This is a genomic window from Enterobacter sp. 50588862 (assembly GCF_001462935.1).
GTDB classification, from domain to species: Bacteria; Pseudomonadota; Gammaproteobacteria; order Enterobacterales; family Enterobacteriaceae; genus Enterobacter; species Enterobacter bugandensis.
The window spans coordinates 58,207-75,752 of the sequence record NZ_LNHM01000041.1 but is presented as its reverse complement, the minus strand read 5'-3'; the positions used below and the strand labels follow the sequence as shown (position 1 = coordinate 75,752).

Annotated in this window: 16 protein-coding genes; 9 read left to right on the top strand and 7 right to left on the bottom strand. The window is 56.8% G+C overall.

Annotated features, from left to right (window positions below):
* Nucleotides 1-664: 664 nt before the first annotated feature.
* Nucleotides 665-1,135 (bottom strand): thioredoxin-dependent thiol peroxidase, encoded by a 471-nt coding sequence (bcp, locus tag APT89_RS21020; protein ID WP_032659360.1) that lies wholly within the window; start codon nt 1,133-1,135, stop codon nt 665-667.
* A complete protein-coding gene (locus APT89_RS21015; protein ID WP_060573481.1) occupies nt 1,135-1,704 on the bottom strand; it encodes a glycine cleavage system transcriptional repressor in 570 nt (189 codons plus the stop codon). The genes bcp and APT89_RS21015 overlap by 1 nt, the downstream gene beginning before the upstream one ends.
* 145 nt (nt 1,705-1,849) lie before the next feature.
* On the opposite strand from APT89_RS21015, the gene dapA reads away from it, so the two are divergent.
* From dapA to ypfH, 6 genes are all read left to right on the top strand, one after another.
* Complete coding sequence (gene dapA, locus APT89_RS21010; RefSeq protein WP_028014021.1) at nt 1,850-2,728, top strand: 4-hydroxy-tetrahydrodipicolinate synthase; 879 nt, start codon at nt 1,850-1,852, stop codon at nt 2,726-2,728.
* Between the two features lie 16 nt (nt 2,729-2,744).
* A complete protein-coding gene (gene bamC / locus APT89_RS21005; RefSeq protein WP_028014020.1) occupies nt 2,745-3,779 on the top strand; it encodes an outer membrane protein assembly factor BamC in 1,035 nt (344 codons plus the stop codon).
* 109 nt (nt 3,780-3,888) lie between these two features.
* Nucleotides 3,889-4,602 (top strand): phosphoribosylaminoimidazolesuccinocarboxamide synthase, encoded by a 714-nt coding sequence (gene purC / locus APT89_RS21000; protein WP_023332985.1) that lies wholly within the window; start codon nt 3,889-3,891, stop codon nt 4,600-4,602.
* A 120-nt stretch (nt 4,603-4,722) separates the two neighbouring features.
* Entirely contained in the window at nt 4,723-5,592 is an 870-nt protein-coding gene (gene ypfJ / locus APT89_RS20995) for a KPN_02809 family neutral zinc metallopeptidase (protein ID WP_041908778.1), read from the top strand.
* Entirely contained in the window at nt 5,592-7,538 is a 1,947-nt protein-coding gene (locus APT89_RS20990; protein ID WP_060573479.1) for a tRNA(Met) cytidine acetyltransferase TmcA, read from the top strand. Before ypfJ ends, APT89_RS20990 begins: the two co-directional genes overlap by 1 nt.
* Before the next feature lie 73 nt (nt 7,539-7,611).
* Nucleotides 7,612-8,307 carry an esterase gene (gene ypfH / locus APT89_RS20985; protein ID WP_028014017.1) on the top strand — a complete coding sequence of 232 codons (696 nt, stop codon included), beginning with the start codon at nt 7,612-7,614 and terminating at the stop codon, nt 8,305-8,307.
* 38 nt (nt 8,308-8,345) lie between these two features.
* Here the strand turns inward: ypfH and APT89_RS20980 are convergent, their stop codons facing one another.
* Genes APT89_RS20980 through APT89_RS20970 form a run of 3 tightly spaced genes read right to left on the bottom strand, consistent with a single transcriptional unit; the run spans nt 8,346 to nt 10,055 of the window.
* Nucleotides 8,346-8,543 (bottom strand): YpfN family protein, encoded by a 198-nt coding sequence (locus APT89_RS20980; RefSeq protein WP_013098222.1) that lies wholly within the window; start codon nt 8,541-8,543, stop codon nt 8,346-8,348.
* Between the two features lie 24 nt (nt 8,544-8,567).
* On the bottom strand, nt 8,568-9,695 hold the full coding sequence (gene dapE / locus APT89_RS20975) for a succinyl-diaminopimelate desuccinylase (protein WP_028014016.1): 1,128 nt from the start codon (nt 9,693-9,695) through the stop codon (nt 8,568-8,570).
* A 3-nt stretch (nt 9,696-9,698) separates the two neighbouring features.
* Entirely contained in the window at nt 9,699-10,055 is a 357-nt protein-coding gene (locus tag APT89_RS20970; protein WP_028014015.1) for an ArsC family reductase, read from the bottom strand.
* Between the two features lie 387 nt (nt 10,056-10,442).
* On the opposite strand from APT89_RS20970, the gene ypfM reads away from it, so the two are divergent.
* Nucleotides 10,443-10,502 (top strand): protein YpfM, encoded by a 60-nt coding sequence (gene ypfM, locus APT89_RS24265; RefSeq protein WP_015572204.1) that lies wholly within the window; start codon nt 10,443-10,445, stop codon nt 10,500-10,502.
* A 108-nt stretch (nt 10,503-10,610) separates the two neighbouring features.
* On the opposite strand, the gene acrD is transcribed toward ypfM, so the two are convergent.
* Both acrD and narQ read right to left on the bottom strand, forming a co-directional pair.
* On the bottom strand, nt 10,611-13,724 hold the full coding sequence (gene acrD / locus APT89_RS20965) for a multidrug efflux RND transporter permease AcrD (RefSeq protein ID WP_028014014.1): 3,114 nt from the start codon (nt 13,722-13,724) through the stop codon (nt 10,611-10,613).
* Between the two features lie 142 nt (nt 13,725-13,866).
* Nucleotides 13,867-15,561, bottom strand: coding sequence for a nitrate/nitrite two-component system sensor histidine kinase NarQ (gene narQ / locus APT89_RS20960; protein ID WP_060573483.1), 1,695 nt, complete (start codon nt 15,559-15,561; stop codon nt 13,867-13,869).
* A 236-nt stretch (nt 15,562-15,797) separates the two neighbouring features.
* Here narQ and nudK point away from each other — a divergent pair, with 236 nt between their 5' ends.
* On the top strand, nt 15,798-16,388 hold the full coding sequence (gene nudK / locus APT89_RS20955; protein WP_041908784.1) for a GDP-mannose pyrophosphatase NudK: 591 nt from the start codon (nt 15,798-15,800) through the stop codon (nt 16,386-16,388).
* Between the two features lie 109 nt (nt 16,389-16,497).
* A complete protein-coding gene (locus APT89_RS20950) occupies nt 16,498-17,541 on the top strand; it encodes a DUF1176 domain-containing protein (protein ID WP_060573477.1) in 1,044 nt (347 codons plus the stop codon).
* The last annotated feature ends 5 nt before the right edge of the window (nt 17,542-17,546 follow it).

The window sequence follows — 17,546 nt, the reverse complement described above, 5'->3', positions numbered from 1 at the left end:
AATGCCGGCAGAGGGAACGGATGTTCGCCCCGTCCTGCGAGGCGAACAAAACAAACTCGGTACGTAATGACATGGTATCTCTCGCATCCCAGGGCATAAGCGACTCCATAGACGGGTTCTTATGCCTTAGTTGTAAGTGTCTACCATGTCCCCGAACAAGTGTTCACTATGTCCCCGGACTGTACAGAGGGAGAGGGCTGGGGTGAGGGGGAACATACGGCTCTGGTGGACATTCCGTTCACTTTATGTTCCTTGCTACTCTGTAAGGACATGACCTGCGAACGTGCCAGGGCGGCTCAATCGCCGCCGCCCTGGCGACCCGGGCTCCCGGCGGTAAATCGCCGCTTCGCGGTGCCTTCGGCTTATTCCTTCCGGCTTGTCGGGGACGGGCGGAGGTAACGTCCCTGTAAAGCCCGCCCTCTCGGCGCATCCATGCGCCTCGCCCCGGCCGGAAGGCAAACGCCTCAGCGATTTACAGCCGGACCAGGACATCGCTGTAAGTGATTCATTTCTCTGAAGCAATGTTCATCGCTTCAGGAAAAAATTACTGGGGATCCCTCAGCCCACGGGGAGAGGGGGCAAATACTAAAAACGGTAGCATGCGCTACCGCTTTGCATTTACCTTGTAGGTCGGGTAAGGCGAAGCCGCCACCCGACACTCACTTCAGGCGCTTGCTTTCAGCCAGTTCAACACCACGTCGTGGTGGTTGCTGGTTTTGAAGTCGTCAAACACATGTTCAACTTTACCGTCAGCGTCAATCAGAAAGCTGATGCGGTGAATGCCGTCGTAGGTTTTACCCATAAAGGTCTTTTCACCCCAGACGCCGAACTGCTCGCAGACCTGGTGATCTTCGTCGGATAGCAGCGTGAAGTTCAGCAGCTCTTTTTCCGCAAATCGTGACAGCTTTTCTGGTTTATCCGTGCTGATTCCCAGCACTTCCACGCCGACTTTCTTCAACTCGTCCATGTTGTCGCGTAAGCCGCAGGCCTGTACGGTGCAGCCGGGGGTCATGGCTTTCGGGTAGAAATAGACCAGAACACGCTGTCCCTGGAAGTCGGTCAAATTTACTTGCTCACCGTCTTGATCCGGTAAGCTAAATTTCGGTGCGATGTCACCGGCTTTCAGTGGATTCATTACTCAACTCCATCCTGTTCGTGCTGCGAATAATTGACGACGCTTATACTGCCCTGCGCGTTTAATTCTGTACAGAGGGCTTTGAACGCTTGCTCGATATTTGACGCATCCTGCGAGGCAGGGCTGTGTGCGGTAATTTGAATAAAGAGCGTGGGAACCGTGCTTTTGTCGCCCGGCTGCGTGCGGGAGACGAGTTCGGCAATGTTCATCTGATGGCTGTCGAACAGCGCGGTAAAGCGCTCAATCAGATGCGGAGAATCAGGGACTTCCACCTGCACCCAGACGGTCGCGGGCATGGCCGGACGCGGGCGCGCGGTGGTGCGCTTCATGACGATCAGCAAATCCAGCTCCGCGCCCTTCAGCGGCAGGGTGGATTCAATAAGGGTAATGGCATTCCATGTTCCGGACAGCAGCATGATAAACGTGAACTCTTCGCCGAGCATCGCCAGGCGGCTGTCTTCGATGTTACAGCCGCAGCTGCTCACGTGACGGGTGATGGTGTTCACGATACCCGGCCTGTCGGCACCCAGCGCGGTGATAACCAGGTAATGTTGTGATGAGGTTGTCAAACCTGTTCTTCCTTTGCATGGTTAAGTCTTCCTAAGGAAAGCATAAAAAAAACGTGCATACAACCGCCAGAGGGCCTCAGGTCGCTTGCTTTTATTACAGTTCCAAACGTACCATTGAGGCTCTTGTTCGCACAGAGGATGGCTCATGTTCACGGGAAGTATTGTCGCGCTTGTTACACCGATGGATGAAAAAGGTAATGTCTGCCGGTCCAGCATGAAAAAGCTGATTGATTACCATGTCGCCAATGGAACCTCGGCGATCGTTTCGGTAGGGACTACCGGTGAATCTGCAACGCTGAGCCATGAAGAGCACGGCGATGTGGTTATGCTGACCCTGGAACTGGCTGACGGACGTATTCCGGTCATTGCGGGGACAGGTGCTAATGCGACCGCAGAAGCGATCAGCCTGACCAAACGTTTTAACGACAGCGGCATCGTGGGCTGTCTGACGGTCACCCCTTACTACAACCGTCCTACTCAGGAAGGTTTGTTCCAGCATTTCAAAGCCATCGCTGAACATACTGACTTGCCACAAATTCTGTATAATGTGCCGTCCCGTACCGGCTGCGATATGCTGCCGGAAACCGTAGGTCGTCTCTCGGAAGTAAAAAATATTATCGGTATTAAAGAGGCGACAGGGAACTTAAGCCGCGTTCATCAGATCAAAGAGCTGGTTTCAGACGACTTTATCCTGTTGAGTGGTGATGATGCGACCTCGCTGGACTTTATGCAGCTTGGTGGTCATGGCGTGATCTCCGTAACGGCGAACGTTGCGGCGCGCGATATGGCTGAAATGTGCAAACTGGCCGCAGCCGGTCACTATAATGAAGCGCGTGTCATTAATCAGCGTCTGATGCCGTTGCACAATAAATTATTTGTCGAACCCAATCCGATCCCAGTGAAATGGGCGTGTAAGGAGTTGGGGCTTGTAGCATCCGATACGCTGCGTTTGCCAATGACACCGATTACCGACCACGGTCGCGACATCGTCAGGGCAGCGCTGAAGCATGCCGGTTTGCTGTAAAGTTTAGGGAGATTTGATGGCTTATTCAGTACAGAAGTCGCGCCTGGCGAAGGTTGCGAGTGTTTCGCTTGTTATGCTGCTCGCTGCCTGTAGTTCAGACTCGCGCTACAAGCGCCAGGTGAGCGGTGATGAATCCTATCTGGATGCGACCCCGCTTGCTGAACTTCATGCACCGGCTGGTATGATCCTGCCGATTCAAAACGGCGATTATAATATTCCCGTGACCAACGGCAGCGGCCTGGTTGGTAAAGCGCTTGATATTCGTCCGCCAGCACAGCCTCTGGCGCTGGTAAGCGGGGCGCGTACCCAGTTCACCGGTGATACGGCGTCTTTGCTGGTTGAAAGCGCGCGAGGAAGCAATCTGTGGCCACAGGTCGTCAGCGTTATTCAGGCGAAGAATTACACCATTGATAAGCGCGATGACGCCAGCCAGACGTTAACCACCGACTGGATCGAGTGGAACCGTCTTGATGAAGATCAGCAGTACCGTGGACGCTATCAGGTCTCCGTGAAACCACAGGGTTACCAGCAGGCAGTTAACGTTAAGCTGTTGAACCTGGAGCAGGCGGGTAAACCGGTTGCGGATGCCGCCTCTATGCAGCGTTACAGCACTGAAATGCTGAACGTGATCGCCGCAGGTCTGGATAAGACCGCTACCGATGCCGCCAACGCCGCGCAGAACCGTAACGGCGTCACTTACGACGTTCAGAGCGGCGCGGATGACACCGGCCTGCCAATGCTGGTGGTGCGTGCACCGTTTAACCAGACCTGGCAGCGCCTGCCAGCGACGCTGGAAAAAGTGGGCATGAAAGTGACCGACAGCACCCGTTCAACCGGCAGCATGACGGCGACCTATAAGCCGCTGTCCGACAGCGCGTGGCAGGAGCTGGGCGCCAAAGATCCTCAGCTTGCCTCCGGTGATTACAAGATTCAGGTAGGTGACCTCGATAACCGCAGCAGCCTGCAGTTTATCGATCCAAAAGGTCACACGCTGACCCAGGCGCAGAACGATGCGCTGGTCGCTGTCTTCCAGGCAGCATTCAGCAAATAAATACGAGGGCGGGTTAATCCCGCCCTTTTTATTTTCGTGCTACGCAAACGTGTGCGTGGCATAATATACCCCGTTTTGAACGCAAATTATCACACCAGGAGTAATGAAGATGCAGAAGCAAGCTGAGTTGTATCGTGGCAAAGCGAAGACCGTATACAGCACGGAGAACCCGGATCTGTTGGTGCTCGAGTTCCGCAATGATACGTCAGCAGGGGATGGCGCCCGCATTGAGCAGTTCGATCGTAAAGGCATGGTGAACAACAAGTTCAACCACTTCATCATGACCAAACTGGCCGAAGCGGGTATCCCGACCCAGATGGAAGCGTTGCTGTCCGATACGGAATGTCTGGTGAAAAAACTGGATATGGTTCCGGTTGAATGCGTGATTCGTAACCGTGCGGCAGGCTCCCTGGTGAAGCGTCTGGGCATTGAAGAAGGTATCGAGCTGAATCCACCGCTGTTCGACCTGTTCCTGAAAAACGATGCTATGCACGACCCAATGGTCAACGAATCCTACTGCGAAACCTTCGGCTGGGTGAGCAAAGAGAACCTGGCGCGCATGCAGGAACTGACCTACAAAGCCAACGACGTGCTGAAAAAGCTGTTTGATGACGCGGGCCTGATCCTCGTCGACTTCAAGCTGGAGTTTGGTCTGTTCAAAGGTGAAGTGGTGCTGGGCGACGAGTTCTCCCCAGACGGCAGCCGCCTGTGGGATAAAGAAACCCTGGATAAAATGGATAAAGACCGTTTCCGTCAGAGCCTGGGTGGCCTGATTGAAGCGTACGAGGCGGTAGCTCACCGTTTAGGCGTTAAGCTCGACTAAGTTCCTCAGTTGCCAAAGGATGTTCGCATCCTTTGGCGTCTTACCTTTGTTTCCTATGGTAATCTTGCCGTTAACCGCCTACGATCATAGCTATTATTAATGGAATAGTTCGAGGTGGTTATGCGCTGGCAAGGGCGTCGTGAAAGTGACAATGTAGAAGACAGACGCAGTGATGGTGGCGGCGGTCCTTCAATGGGCGGGCCCGGCTTCCGCTTACCCAGCGGCAAGGGCGGTATCATCCTGCTGATTGTGGTGCTGGTCGCAGGTTACTACGGGGTCGACCTCACCGGTCTGATGACCGGTCAACCGCTGCAGCAGCAACAGCATTCTCAGCGCTCCATCAGCCCGAATGAAGATGAAGCGGCCAAATTTACCTCCGTTATTCTCGCCACAACTGAAGACACCTGGAGTCAGCAGTTCGAGAAGATGGGGCGCACCTACCAGCAGCCTAAGCTGGTGATGTACCGGGGCGCAACCCGCACCGGATGCGGTACCGGGCAATCTGTTATGGGGCCATTCTATTGCCCGGCAGACGGCACCGTCTATATCGATCTCTCTTTTTACGATGACATGAAACGCAAGCTTGGCGCTGACGGTGATTTTGCTCAGGGCTACGTTATCGCGCATGAAGTCGGCCATCACGTGCAAAAGCTGCTGGGGATTGAGCCCAAAGTGCGCCAGCTTCAGCAGAACGCGTCTCAGGCCGAAGTGAACCGCCTTTCCGTCAAAATGGAACTGCAGGCGGACTGCTTCGCGGGCGTCTGGGGCCACAGCATGCAGCAGCAGGGCGTGCTGGAATCCGGGGATCTTGAAGAGGCATTAAACGCGGCTGAGGCCATCGGCGACGACCGTTTGCAGCAGCAGAGCCAGGGTCATGTCGTGCCGGACAGTTTCACTCACGGTACGTCACAGCAGCGCTACAGCTGGTTCAAGCGCGGCTTTGACAGTGGCGATCCGGCCCAGTGTAATACCTTCGGCAAAGCCATGTGATGGTGTCGTTTGAACATCTGACGCGCGAGCTTGAGCGTACCGGGCACCGCCGTCTGGTGGTGCTCACTGGCGATGAACAATGGACGTTGAGCCAGGCGGCTGGCCTGCGTGATGCCTTGCCGGGAGACTGGCTGTGGCTGGAGGAGAATCCCTCAAAAGCCGTTAGCGGGATGCTGGGGCGCGAATACCTGCACGCCGTTTTTGACGCGCGTGCCGGGTTTGATGTCTCAGCCTTTGCCGCACTCAGCGGGACGCTGCGCGCCGGAAGCCTGCTGGTGCTGCTTGTGCCGCCTCTCGCTGACTGGGCCGACAGGCCCGACGGCGATTCCGTGCGCTGGAGCGACAGCGCGGAACCGATCGCCACCCCGCGCTTCGTTCACCATTTTTGCCGGACGCTTGCCGCCGATGCGGATGCGATCGTCTGGCAACAGCATCGTCCTCTCTCTCTTCCCGCTGCGCCGGATTCGCCCGCCTGGCAGCCAGCCAGCGGCGAGCCGCAGCGCGAGCAGGCGGAGATCCTCGACGCGCTTCTGACCATGCCTGCGGGCGTCGCTGCCGTGACGGCACCGCGGGGGCGCGGAAAGTCAGCCCTGGCGGGGATGCTGCTCAACAGCATTCAGGGGAGTGCGGTGGTCACTGCACCGGCCAAAGGGGCAACGGATGTCATTGCGCGCTTCGCTGGCGAGCGTTTTCACTTTATGGCCCCGGATGCGCTGCTGGCCTCCACGACAGAAGCCGACTGGCTGATTGTTGATGAAGCCGCAGCCATCCCCGGCCCGCTGCTGGACAAGCTGGTGTCGCGCTTTCCCCGCGTGTTGCTGACCACCACGGTCCAGGGTTATGAAGGCACGGGCAGGGGCTTTCTGCTCAAGTTCTGCGCCCGGTTCAGCGGGCTGCGGCGCTATACCTTATCCACCCCCATTCGCTGGGCGGCCGGGTGTCCGCTTGAGCGGATAGTGGCGAATACGCTGCTGTTTGACGACGCGCTTATTGACCGCAAACCGGAAGGTGACGTGCGTATAAGGTTGCTGGAGCCGCGGATGTGGGAGAGCGACCCGGCGCGCGTGGCAAGCGTGTATGAACTGCTGTGTGCCGCGCACTACCGGACGTCCCCGCTCGATTTACGCCGGATGATGGACGCCCCCGGCCAGCACTTTGGGGTTGCACACGCGGGGGCGGATATGGCGGGCGCGCTCTGGCTGGTGGAAGAGGGGGGATTGCCCCCCGATCTGAGCCGCGCGGTGTGGGCGGGCTTTCGTCGTCCTCGCGGGAACCTTGTGGCGCAGTCACTGGCGGCGCACGGCGGGTCGCCTCTTGCGGCGACGCTGAAGGGGCGGCGGATTAGCCGTATTGCGGTGCATCCCCACCGTCAACGGGAAGGCATCGGCCAGCGGCTTATTCGCAGCGTCAGCGGTGAAGATTATCTCTCGGTAAGCTTTGGCTATACCGACGAGCTGTGGCGTTTCTGGCGGCAGTGCGGCTTTGTGCTGGTGCGAATGGGCAGCCATCGGGAAGCCAGCAGCGGGTGCTACACGGCGATGGCCTTATTGCCGCATAGCGAGGCCGGGCACCGCCTGTGCGCGCAGGAGCACCAGCGCCTGTGTCGTGATAAGCGCGTTCTTTCAGCCTGGAACGGCGAAAAGATCCCGGTGACCGATGCCTGGGAAGCTACCCTTAATAGTGACGACTGGCTGGAGTTGGCGGGATTTGCCTTTGCGCACCGGGCATTTTCAACCTCGGTTGCTGCCCTGACGCGGCTGGTGTTAGCTACAGACATGCCGCTTCCGGCGCTGCGCGGGAAAATAGAGGGTAAGACGGAGGAGATGGGGCGAAAAGCGCTGCTGGCTAAACTGCGGAGTGAAACCGCGCAAGCGCTTGAGAGCCTTGATTATTCCAGCTGCCAGCAGCTGAAAGCCGACATTTTGCAATGGCAATTTTTTCAATGACTTCTTCAGTAAAGTGGCATGGTCATTACCCCGCAGAGGCGTAAAATCCTGCTCATCAATTAAGGAGACCGCCATGAAACACGACCATTTTGTTGTTCAAAGCCCTGACAAACCGGCTAAACAGTTACTGCTCCTGTTTCATGGCGTGGGCGATAATGCCGTCAATATGGGACAGATTGGCCGCTGGTTTGCGCCCGTTTTTCCGGAAGCATTGATCGTCAGCATCGGCGGCGTGGAGCCGTGCGGTCCAGACGGACGGCAGTGGTTCCCGGTTCAGGGCGTGACGGAGGAGAACCGTCAGGCGCGCATTGATGCGATCATGCCCACGTTTATCGACATCGTGCGCTACTGGCAGCAGCAGAGCGGCGTAGGCGCTGACGCAACGGCGCTGATTGGCTTCTCGCAGGGGTCAATCATGTCGCTGGAAAGCGTAAAAGCGCAGCCCGGTCTGGCTTCACGCGTCATCGCCTTTAACGGGCGTTATGCAACGCTACCGACAAGCGCGACCACGCAGACCACCATCCATCTCATTCACGGTGGTGAAGATCGGGTGATTGAGCTTTCGCATGCGGTAGCTGCCCAGGAAGCGCTGGTGCGTGAGGGTGGGGATGTGACGCTGGATATTGTTGACGATCTGGGCCACGCGATCGACGACCGCAGCATGCAGTTTGCGCTCGACCATCTGCGCTATACCGTGCCGAAGCACTACTTTGATGAAGCGCTCAGCGGCGGTAAGCCGAATGATGATGATATTGTTGAGTTTATGTGAGGTTATCCCCTCTCCACAGGAGAGGGGATACAGACCGATTACTTCTTCTGGTCTTTCTTCGGCCAGTCGTCGTCATCGTCCCACTTGTCGTTAAAATCACGGTGCGGCGGGAGATCCGGCTTATTCGCGAGAAACTTTTTGTGGTCAACGCGCTTAAGGTCTTTGATCACGTTAAGCAATACACCCACCAGAAACACCAGCACCAGAATCCACCAGTACTTTGCAAGCCAATCCATTCGCTATTCCTCTCTGAGCGCTCGTCAGGCGACGAGTTGCTCCATAATACGTTGATACATGCGGGCCAGCAGTTGTAAATCGGCTGCGTTCACACACTCGTTGATTTTGTGAATCGTCGCGTTAACCGGACCCAGTTCGACAACCTGTGCACCCATGCGGGCGATAAAGCGTCCGTCTGAGGTGCCGCCCGTCGTCAGCAGCTGCGGCTTAATTTCATTATAGTGCTCAATGGCGTTCACCACCGCATCCACCAGCTTGCCGCGCTGCGTCAGGAACGGCTGGCCTGAAAGCCACCAGTCAACGGTGTAGCGCAGGTTGTATTTTTCCAGCAGAGCGACAACGCGCGCTTTGATCGTCTCGTCGGTCAGTTCGGTACTGAAGCGGAAGTTGAACTGGACGAAGAAATCTCCCGGGATGACGTTGTTGCTGCCGGTTCCGGCCTTGACGTTGGCGATCTGCATGCTGGTCGGCGGGAAGAACTCGTTGCCTTTATCCCACTCGATGCCTACCAGTTCGTTCAGCATTGGCGCGGCGCGGTGGACCGGGTTATCGGCCAGATGCGGGTAGGCCACATGCCCCTGAACCCCATGTATGGTCAGGTTACAGGTCAGCGAGCCGCGGCGACCATTTTTGACGACATCACCCACCACTTCGGTACTGGACGGCTCGCCGACCAGACAGTAGTCAAGACGTTCATTGCGCGCCATCAGCGCCTCAACGACCTTCACGGTACCGTTATGGGCGCTGGCTTCTTCATCGGAGGTGATCAAGAACGCGAGACGGTTTTTGTGGTTCGGATGCTGAGCCACAAAGCGCTCTGCCGCCACAACCATTGCCGCCAGCGAACCTTTCATGTCTGCCGCGCCGCGGCCGAAGAGCATGCCATCGCGGATGGTCGGCTCAAACGGCGGATTAATCCAGCGATCAGCGTCACCCGCGGGAACGACGTCAGTGTGCCCGGCAAAGGCCAGCGTTTCGCCCTGGCCGCGCCACGCCCAGAAGTTCTGGGTGTCGCCAAAATCCATGCGCTCAACGGTAAAACCGATGGCGCGAAGGCGCTCAATCATTAATGCCTGACAACCTGCGTCGTCCGGGCTAAGGGAGGGACGGCGAATAAGCTGTTGAGTCAGCTCAATGACCGGGCATGACATACACTACACCTCTACGAAAAAGTCAGAATAAAGGGTTTCACTGAAACCCAGCAGCATAGGCTGACCTGGCTTGCAGAGCAATGGGCGTTTGATAATTGCCGGCATGTCGAGCATTAACTTTGCCGCGCTGTCGGCGTCTTTGATGCTGGCGCGCACGGATTCGTCCAGCTTACGCCAGGTGGTGCCGCGGGTGTTCAGCAGCGCTTCCCATCCCAGTTCGTTAATGGCGGTATGCAGAAATTCTGCATCAAGCCCGTCGGCACGATAATCGTGGAAGCGGTACTCGACGTTATTAGTTTCCAGCCAGCGGCGTGCTTTTTTGATGGTGTCGCAATTTTTAATGCCGTACATCACAACCATGTTGAATCCTTTTGCTCTTATGGCGATTAAACGTTCAGTAAATTCGAAGATATATCTTTAGGTGGAATATAACACACTCAGGAATGCTCTGGATTTACACTTCTTCTTAATTCAACTCACACTTGTACGCTGAATATAGTTTCACCATTTAAGCATAGATGTCCACCGTGTTTAAATTCTGAATAAACTCAGCGCGTAAAATAAAACTCACCCGTTCGTAGGGTTATTTCAAAATATTGCTGGCCGTCACACAAAATTTAAACTCCTCCGTTCATATTTATCATAAATCCCCAACGGTGGCGGGGTACAATCACAGCGATTGGTTAAACAGTCTTCACAATGATGATACGTTTTCGTAGAATGCGCATAATAATAAGAGAGGTTGTTATGATTGAACGTGAACTGGGGAACTGGAAAGATTTTATCGAAGGCATGCTTCGTAAATGACATTCAGTAAGAATTGCAAGAGCACTAAAATAAGTAAAATAACCATAGTGTGAATTAATCACACAATAAAAAGGCGGCCGATTAAGCCGCCTTTTTTATGACTGCGGGTTATTCCTGTCGCTCCCGGAGCGGGAAGCGACGACGCACCAGCACAAAGAACAGCGGCACAAAATAAATCGCCAGGATGGTGGCCGAAATCATCCCCCCCATGACGCCGGTACCCACCGCATGCTGGCTGCTTGAGCCTGCACCCGTGCTGGTTGCCATCGGCAGTACGCCAAAAATAAACGCCAGTGAGGTCATCAGGATCGGACGTAGGCGCTGGCGGCAGGCGTGCAGCGTGGCGGCCATCAGCTCGTGGCCTTTGGCATTCATCTCGTTGGCAAACTCAACGATCAGAATGGCGTTTTTCGCCGACAAGCCGATCACCGTAAGTAGCCCCACCTGGAAGTAAACGTCGTTCTCCAGGCCGCGCATCCAGGTCGCCAGCAGCGCACCGATAACCCCAAGCGGCACCACCAGCATGACCGAGAACGGAACCGACCAGCTCTCATACAGCGCGGCAAGGCAGAGGAAGACCACCAGCAAAGAAAGCGCATAGAGGGCAGGGGCCTGCGCCCCGGAGAGACGCTCCTGGTAAGACATGGCCGTCCATTCCAGACCAAAACCGGCTGGCAACTGCTGCACCAGTTTTTCCATGGTGTCCATGGCGGTACCGGTGCTGACGCCCGGCGCGGCTTCCCCGACGATTTCAACTGCCGAATAGCCGTTATAGCGCTCCAGGCGCGGCGAACCGCTCTCCCAGCGCGAGGTGGCAAAGGCGGAGAAGGGGACCATCCCGCCAGAATTATTGCGTACAAACCAGCGGTTAATATCATCCGGCAACATGCGGAACGGCGCGGCTGCCTGGACATACACTTTTTTCACGCGGCCGCGATCCATAAAGTCATTTACGTAGCTTGAGCCCCATGCGGTTTGCAGGGTGTCGTTGATATCGTCGATCGACACGCCCAGCGCCTGAGCTTTACGCTGGTCGATATCCACCTGAAGCTGCGGGCTGTCGTCAAGACCGTTGTGACGAACGCGGGTCAGGCCGGGATCTTTCCCTGCTAGTTCTAGCAGCTTATCGCGCGCGGCCATCAGGGCCGAGTGGCCCGCGCCGGCGTGATCCTGCAGCTCCATATCAAACCCGGCGGAACTGCCCAGGCCGCTGATCGCGGGCGGGCTGCTGGCAAAGACGCGCGCCTCTTTAATGCGGGCAAACGCTTTGGTTGCGCGTTCAATGATGGCGAACGAGGTTCCCGTTCTGGCGTCGCGTTCGTCCCAGTCTTTCAGGCGGACAAACATGCGGGCGACGTTCTGCCCGTTCCCGCCCGGGCCGGAGCCGACGGTAGAGAAGACCGAAACAACGTTATTTTTCTCTTTGGTGAAGAAGTACTGCTCAACGTTCTGAACCACCTTTAGCGTCTGCTGCTGGGTGGATCCGCTCGGGAGCTGCACCGAGGTGATGAACATCCCCCGGTCTTCCTGCGGCAGGAACGAGGTGGGAAGATGCAGGAACAGCCACACCATGCCGCCCAGCAGCACAACGTAAATCATCATCCAGCGCAGGCTGCGGTGTAGCACTTTGCCGACGGCAGATTCATACCGCTCGGCGTTGCGGTTGAACATGCGGTTAAACCAGCCGAAGAATCCTTTCTGGCCGTGATGTTCCCCTTTGTGCAGCGGCTTAAGGAGGGTGGCGCAGAGCGCGGGGGTGAGGATCAGCGCCACCAGCACGGAGAGCACCATCGCCGAGACGATGGTGATTGAGAACTGACGGTAAATCGCCCCGGTTGTACCGCCAAAGAAGGCCATCGGGATAAAGACCGCCGACAGCACCATCGCGATACCGACCAACGCCCCCTGAATTTGTCCCATCGATTTACGCGTCGCCTGACGCGGGGATAGCCCCTCTTCGCTCATGATGCGCTCGACGTTTTCGACCACCACAATGGCATCGTCCACCAGCAGGCCAATCGCCAGCACCATGGCAAACATCGTCAGGGTGTTGATGCTGTAGCCGAACGCGTAAAGCACCGCAAAGGTGCCCAGCAGCACCACCGGGACGGCAATGGTGGGGATCAGCGTGGCGCGGAAGTTTTGCAGGAACAGGTACATGACCAGGAACACCAGGGCGATCGCTTCCAGCAGGGTTTTGACTACGTCCTCAATCGAGGCTTTAACGAAGGAGGTGGTTTCATAGGCGACTTTGTACTCCAGCCCGTGCGGGAAATACTGCGACAGTTCGTCCAGACGGTCCAATACCAGCTTCGCCGTCGCCATTTCGTTTGCGCCGGAGGCCAGCTTAATTCCCAGTCCAGAGGCCGGGTTGCCGTTAAAGCGGCTCAGGTAATCGTATTTCTCCGCACCCATTTCCACCTTAGCAACGTCGCCCAGACGCACTTCTGAGCCATCCTGGTTCACGCGCAGGGTGATGTTGCGGAACTGGTCCGGGGTCTGAAGCAGAGATTGCGAATTAATGGTGGCGTTCAGGGCCTGTTTATCGACGGAAGGCGTGCCTCCCAGTTGCCCCACGGCAATTTGGGCGTTCTGTGCTTTGATGGCGTCCGTCACGTCGGTCGCCGTCATCTGATAGCTGTTCAGCTTGTTGGGATCCAGCCAGATACGCATCGAGTACTGTGAGCCATAGGCGTCGATATCCCCCACGCCGTTAATACGGCTGAGCGGGTCCTGAATATTACTGGCGACGTAGTCCGCAATGTCCTGTTTATCCATTGAGCCATCGGTGGAGACAAACGCGATGGTCAGAATGTTGGTATCACCGGTTTTACGCACGGTGACGCCCTGGTTCTGCACGGCCTGGGGCAATTTACGCATGGCCGACTGCAGCTGGTTTTGTACCTGCTGCACCGCTTCGTCCGGGTCGGTGCCCGCCTCAAAGCTCAGGGTAACCGTGGCCTGTCCCGTGGCGCTGCTTTGGGAAGACATGTACATCAGATTATCCAGACCCGTCATGTTTTGCTCGATAACCTGCGTCACGGTATTTTCCAGCGTTTGTGCGGACGCGCCGGGGTAGTTTGCTGTGACACGCACGTTAGGCGGTGCCAAATCGGGATATTGCTCAACGGGAAGAGAAGTAATCGCCAGGACACCTGTCAGACACAACAGGATGGCAAGCACCCAGGCAAAAATGGGGCGATCGATGAAAAAATTCGCCATGAAAGTGTGACCTCGTTTTGCTGCACGTCATTATTGTTTATTGCCCGCATCACTTTAGCGGTAAGGCCCAGGCCAAACGTGGAGAAATAAAGGAGATAATGTAAATTATCATGCGCTTTTCCCGGCGCTTCCCCCTTTACCGTTATTTACCTGTTAACGGCGCGGGTGCGGGGAACGTCACGCTGACCTGCGTGCCGCCGTTTTGCGGCTGCGAGAAGTGCAGCATTCCGCCGAGCCGTTGCGCGCGTTCTCGCATAATGTTCAGCCCGTAGTGTCCCGGCGGCTCGCTGGCCTCGCCAATCCCGATGCCGTTGTCGCGAATGCTGACGCTGTGCGTGCCGTCCACGGCGGTCACGCAGCTGACGGTGATCTCGCTGGCCTGCGCGTGCTTAATCGCATTCAGGACGGCCTCCCGCACGATCTGCAGCAAATGCACCTGCTTCTGCGCGTCAAGCGCCAGGGTGGAGAGGCGGCAGTCGAGGTGCAGCTTCGCCTGCGTCTGGCTCTGCAGGGCATCGAGAGACTCCTGCAGCGCCGCGGGTAAATTCGCATGGTTTAGCGTCAGGCGGAAGGTGGTCAGCAGCTCGCGCAGTTGCTGCCAGGCGTTGTTCAGCTCGCGGGAGAAGTCGGTGATGATCGTCTGCGCGGTGGCATTTTCTGCCGGCACGGCATGTTTAAGCAGCGTGAGCTGGATCCGCAGATAGGAGAGTACCTGCGCCAGCGAATCATGCAGCTCGCGGGCGATGGTGGCGCGCTCCTCCATCAGCAGCAGCTGCTGGTAATGCTTCTGCGCCTGGTTAAAGTACAGCCCACGTCCGAGCATGGTCGCCACGCTTCTCATCAGCGGAAGAGGAACGCTGCCCGTCTCGCTTTGCCAGCGCAGCTCGCCGTAGAGGGTATCCTGCATCAGCACCGGCAGGGTTTGCAGAGAAATGCCGCTCGCCTCTGTTCCTTCACACAGCCGCCAGTCGTCGCTGGTGCGTAGCTCCAGGTAATTCATCTGCGTGTATTCATGCACAATCTGCAAAATATGTCGGAAGCACAGGCTGTCTATCTGCCCGGTATTCAGCGCCTGGGAGCATTTGAACAGCATGTCGAGCTGCTGGTGGGCTTCATGCAAATGCCGCGTCTTTTCCGCGACGGAGGCTTCGAGCGACCGATAGAGAGTATGTAGCTCGCCCGACATATGGTTGAACGCGCGGGAGAGTTGGCCCAGCTCGTTGGGGAGCGCGTTGTCCGGCGCCGGGGTGGTAAATTCCCCTCGCTCAATGCGTTCGCTGGCGGCCACCAGGTTGTTCAGCGGCAACACCACCTGGCGACGGATGCGCCGCAGGGTAAACAGCGTCAGCAGCAGGATCCCGAGCGCGCCAGCCAGAGAGAGGAGCGTCACCGTCTGGATTTTATTTTCGGTGTAGTGCTGGAGGGCGAGCACAAAGGCATCAATGCGGCCGACAAAATCCTCAATGTGAGCGTCATACCATGCGCTGTCGCCGCGGGCGATGTGCTTGTCCATGTCCAGCCAGGCCACATGCAGCTGCTGATAGCGCGCCTTGACGTTGTCCGGGACGTACCAGCGGTTCAGCTTCTCCAGGGAAGGCGCGCTTAACGTTCGCTGCCAGTTCTCACGATGCGCCATAAGGGACGGGCTGTTGCGCTGCATCTCGTAGCCGAGGCGGTAGCTCTGCATGCGCAGCGAGCCCGCAATGTTGATAGCTTCGGCGTCACGCTGGCTGCTGGCAAGCGTCAGCAGCGCGACGGTGCTGGTCAGCACGGACAGGGCAATGATCGAAAAGAAAGCCCAGGCAAGGCTTCCGGAAACGGGGCGTTTAACGGTCACGGAACGGATCTCTGCATAAAATGGCTCAGCCACAGGTCATGGGCAGTTGTACAGTGCCTGATAACGCGGTGGCGAGCAAATAGCTTATTCATACTAAAGATAAGGTTATTGATCCAAAAGCTGCTTTGGGCATTAACCTGAAATCTGGCGAGAAGTAACGCGCCGCCTGAGCCGACGGACGACAAAGCGGGCTTCACGGAGTAGTATAAACAGACTCATTTAGCCGTGGAGCCCGTATGTCCCTGAACATTACCGTTATCAAAGACAAAATCCTTTCTGAAAATTACTTTGTTCTGCGTAACATCACTTACGATTTAACCCGTAAGAACGGTGACGTGATTCGCCACAAACGCGAAGTCTACGACCGGGGCAATGGCGCAACCATTCTGCTGTATAACCGTGAGAAGCAAAGCGTAGTGCTGATTCGCCAGTTTCGGGTCGCGACCTGGGTCAACGGCAATGCGGACGGACGCCTGATTGAAACCTGCGCCGGCCTGCTTGATGACGATGAGCCGGAAGTCTGCATCCGCAAGGAGGCCGTTGAGGAGACCGGTTTTGAAGTGGGCGAGGTGCAAAAAGTCTTTGAGCTTTTCATGTCCCCTGGCGGGGTGACCGAGCTGGTCCATTTCTTCATTGCGGAATACACCGATGCCCAGCGTACGCATCGCGGCGGCGGCGTGGAGGATGAAGACATTGAAGTGCTGGAAATGCCTTTCACCCAGGCCGTTGAGATGGTGAAAAGCGGCGAGATCCGCGACGGTAAAGCGGTGATCCTGTTACAGTATCTGCAAACCAGCGGCTTAATGAACCCTAAACCGATGTCGTGATAACGTGTATTTCAGATAAATCTATCCGATAAATCCGATTGAGCCCGCCCGCCCTGGGCACGAAGATACGCCCCAGATTGACCTTTTCGTTTCCGGGGCTGTGCCATTCATGCGCTACTGCGTTTTGCTTCTCTTCTTTTTCTGCGTGCTACCCGCGCCTCTGGTGTGGGCTGCGCCCGCGCAGCAGTCTTTTTCAGACTGGCAGGTTACATGCAATAACCAGAATTTTTGTGTTGCCCGGAATACCGGCGAGCATCGCGGTCTGGTCATGGCGCTGAGCCGTAGCGCAGGCGCCAAAACGGACGCCAGCCTGCGCATCGATCTCGGCGGGCTTTCGGCCCCGCCGGTTAAAGAGCCTGACATTGCCCCGCGCCTGCTGCTCGACAACGTTCCGTTAAAGCTCAATTCGCAGCACTGGCAGTTAACCCCCTGGCATCTCAAAACTGACGATGCGGGTACCATCACTACGTTTCTGAAAACCATTCAGGAAGGGCAGGCGCTGACCCTGCGCGGGGGGAAGCAGACGATCTCGCTGGTCGGTCTGAAGGCGGCGCTGCTGTTTATCGACGCCCAGCAGAAGCGCGTTGGCAGCGAAACGGCATGGATTAAAAAAGGAGATAGCCCGCCGCTGAGCGTGCCTCCTGCACCGGCATTAAAAAAGGTGGCCGTGGTGAACCCGACGCCGACGCCGCTGACGCATAACGAGCTGAACGATCTGCTGGATTATGGGACGTGGCGGATGAACAACAGCCAGTGCTCGCTGGATCCTAACCGTCGTGAAGTACGCGTCACTGCATTAACGGATGACAAAGCGCTGTTGATCGTCAGCTGTGAAGCGGGGGCCTATAACACGGTCGATCTGGCGTGGCAGGTCTCACGTAAAAAACCGTTCGCCGCCCGTAGCGTCAGGTTACGTCTGCCGTTCACCCCCTCCAGCCAGAGCAGCGATATGGAGCTGATGAACGCCCGCTTTGATGAGAAAACGCGCGAGTTGACGACACTGGCGCTGGGACGCGGTATTGGAGACTGCGGGATCCAGACGCGCTGGCGTTTTGACGGCCAGCGTTTTCGCCTGGTACGCTACGCGGAAGAGCCAAGCTGCGATAGCTGGAATGGGCCAGACGCCTGGCCCACGCTGTGGATCACTCGCTAGTTTTG

Bases quoted from the DNA above. Each gene is read 5' to 3' on its own strand.
- bcp (WP_032659360.1), bottom strand. From the start codon at position 1,135: ATGAATCCACTGAAAGCCGGTGACATCGCACCGAAATTTAGCTTACCG.
- dapA (WP_028014021.1), top strand. From the start codon at position 1,850: ATGTTCACGGGAAGTATTGTCGCGCTTGTTACACCGATGGATGAAAAA.
- bamC (WP_028014020.1), top strand. From the start codon at position 2,745: ATGGCTTATTCAGTACAGAAGTCGCGCCTGGCGAAGGTTGCGAGTGTT.
- purC (WP_023332985.1), top strand. From the start codon at position 3,889: ATGCAGAAGCAAGCTGAGTTGTATCGTGGCAAAGCGAAGACCGTATAC.
- ypfJ (WP_041908778.1), top strand. From the start codon at position 4,723: ATGCGCTGGCAAGGGCGTCGTGAAAGTGACAATGTAGAAGACAGACGC.
- APT89_RS20990 (WP_060573479.1), top strand. From the start codon at position 5,592: ATGGTGTCGTTTGAACATCTGACGCGCGAGCTTGAGCGTACCGGGCAC.
- ypfH (WP_028014017.1), top strand. From the start codon at position 7,612: ATGAAACACGACCATTTTGTTGTTCAAAGCCCTGACAAACCGGCTAAA.
- APT89_RS20980 (WP_013098222.1), bottom strand. From the start codon at position 8,543: ATGGATTGGCTTGCAAAGTACTGGTGGATTCTGGTGCTGGTGTTTCTG.
- dapE (WP_028014016.1), bottom strand. From the start codon at position 9,695: ATGTCATGCCCGGTCATTGAGCTGACTCAACAGCTTATTCGCCGTCCC.
- APT89_RS20970 (WP_028014015.1), bottom strand. From the start codon at position 10,055: ATGGTTGTGATGTACGGCATTAAAAATTGCGACACCATCAAAAAAGCA.
- acrD (WP_028014014.1), bottom strand. From the start codon at position 13,724: ATGGCGAATTTTTTCATCGATCGCCCCATTTTTGCCTGGGTGCTTGCC.
- nudK (WP_041908784.1), top strand. From the start codon at position 15,798: ATGTCCCTGAACATTACCGTTATCAAAGACAAAATCCTTTCTGAAAAT.
- APT89_RS20950 (WP_060573477.1), top strand. From the start codon at position 16,498: ATGCGCTACTGCGTTTTGCTTCTCTTCTTTTTCTGCGTGCTACCCGCG.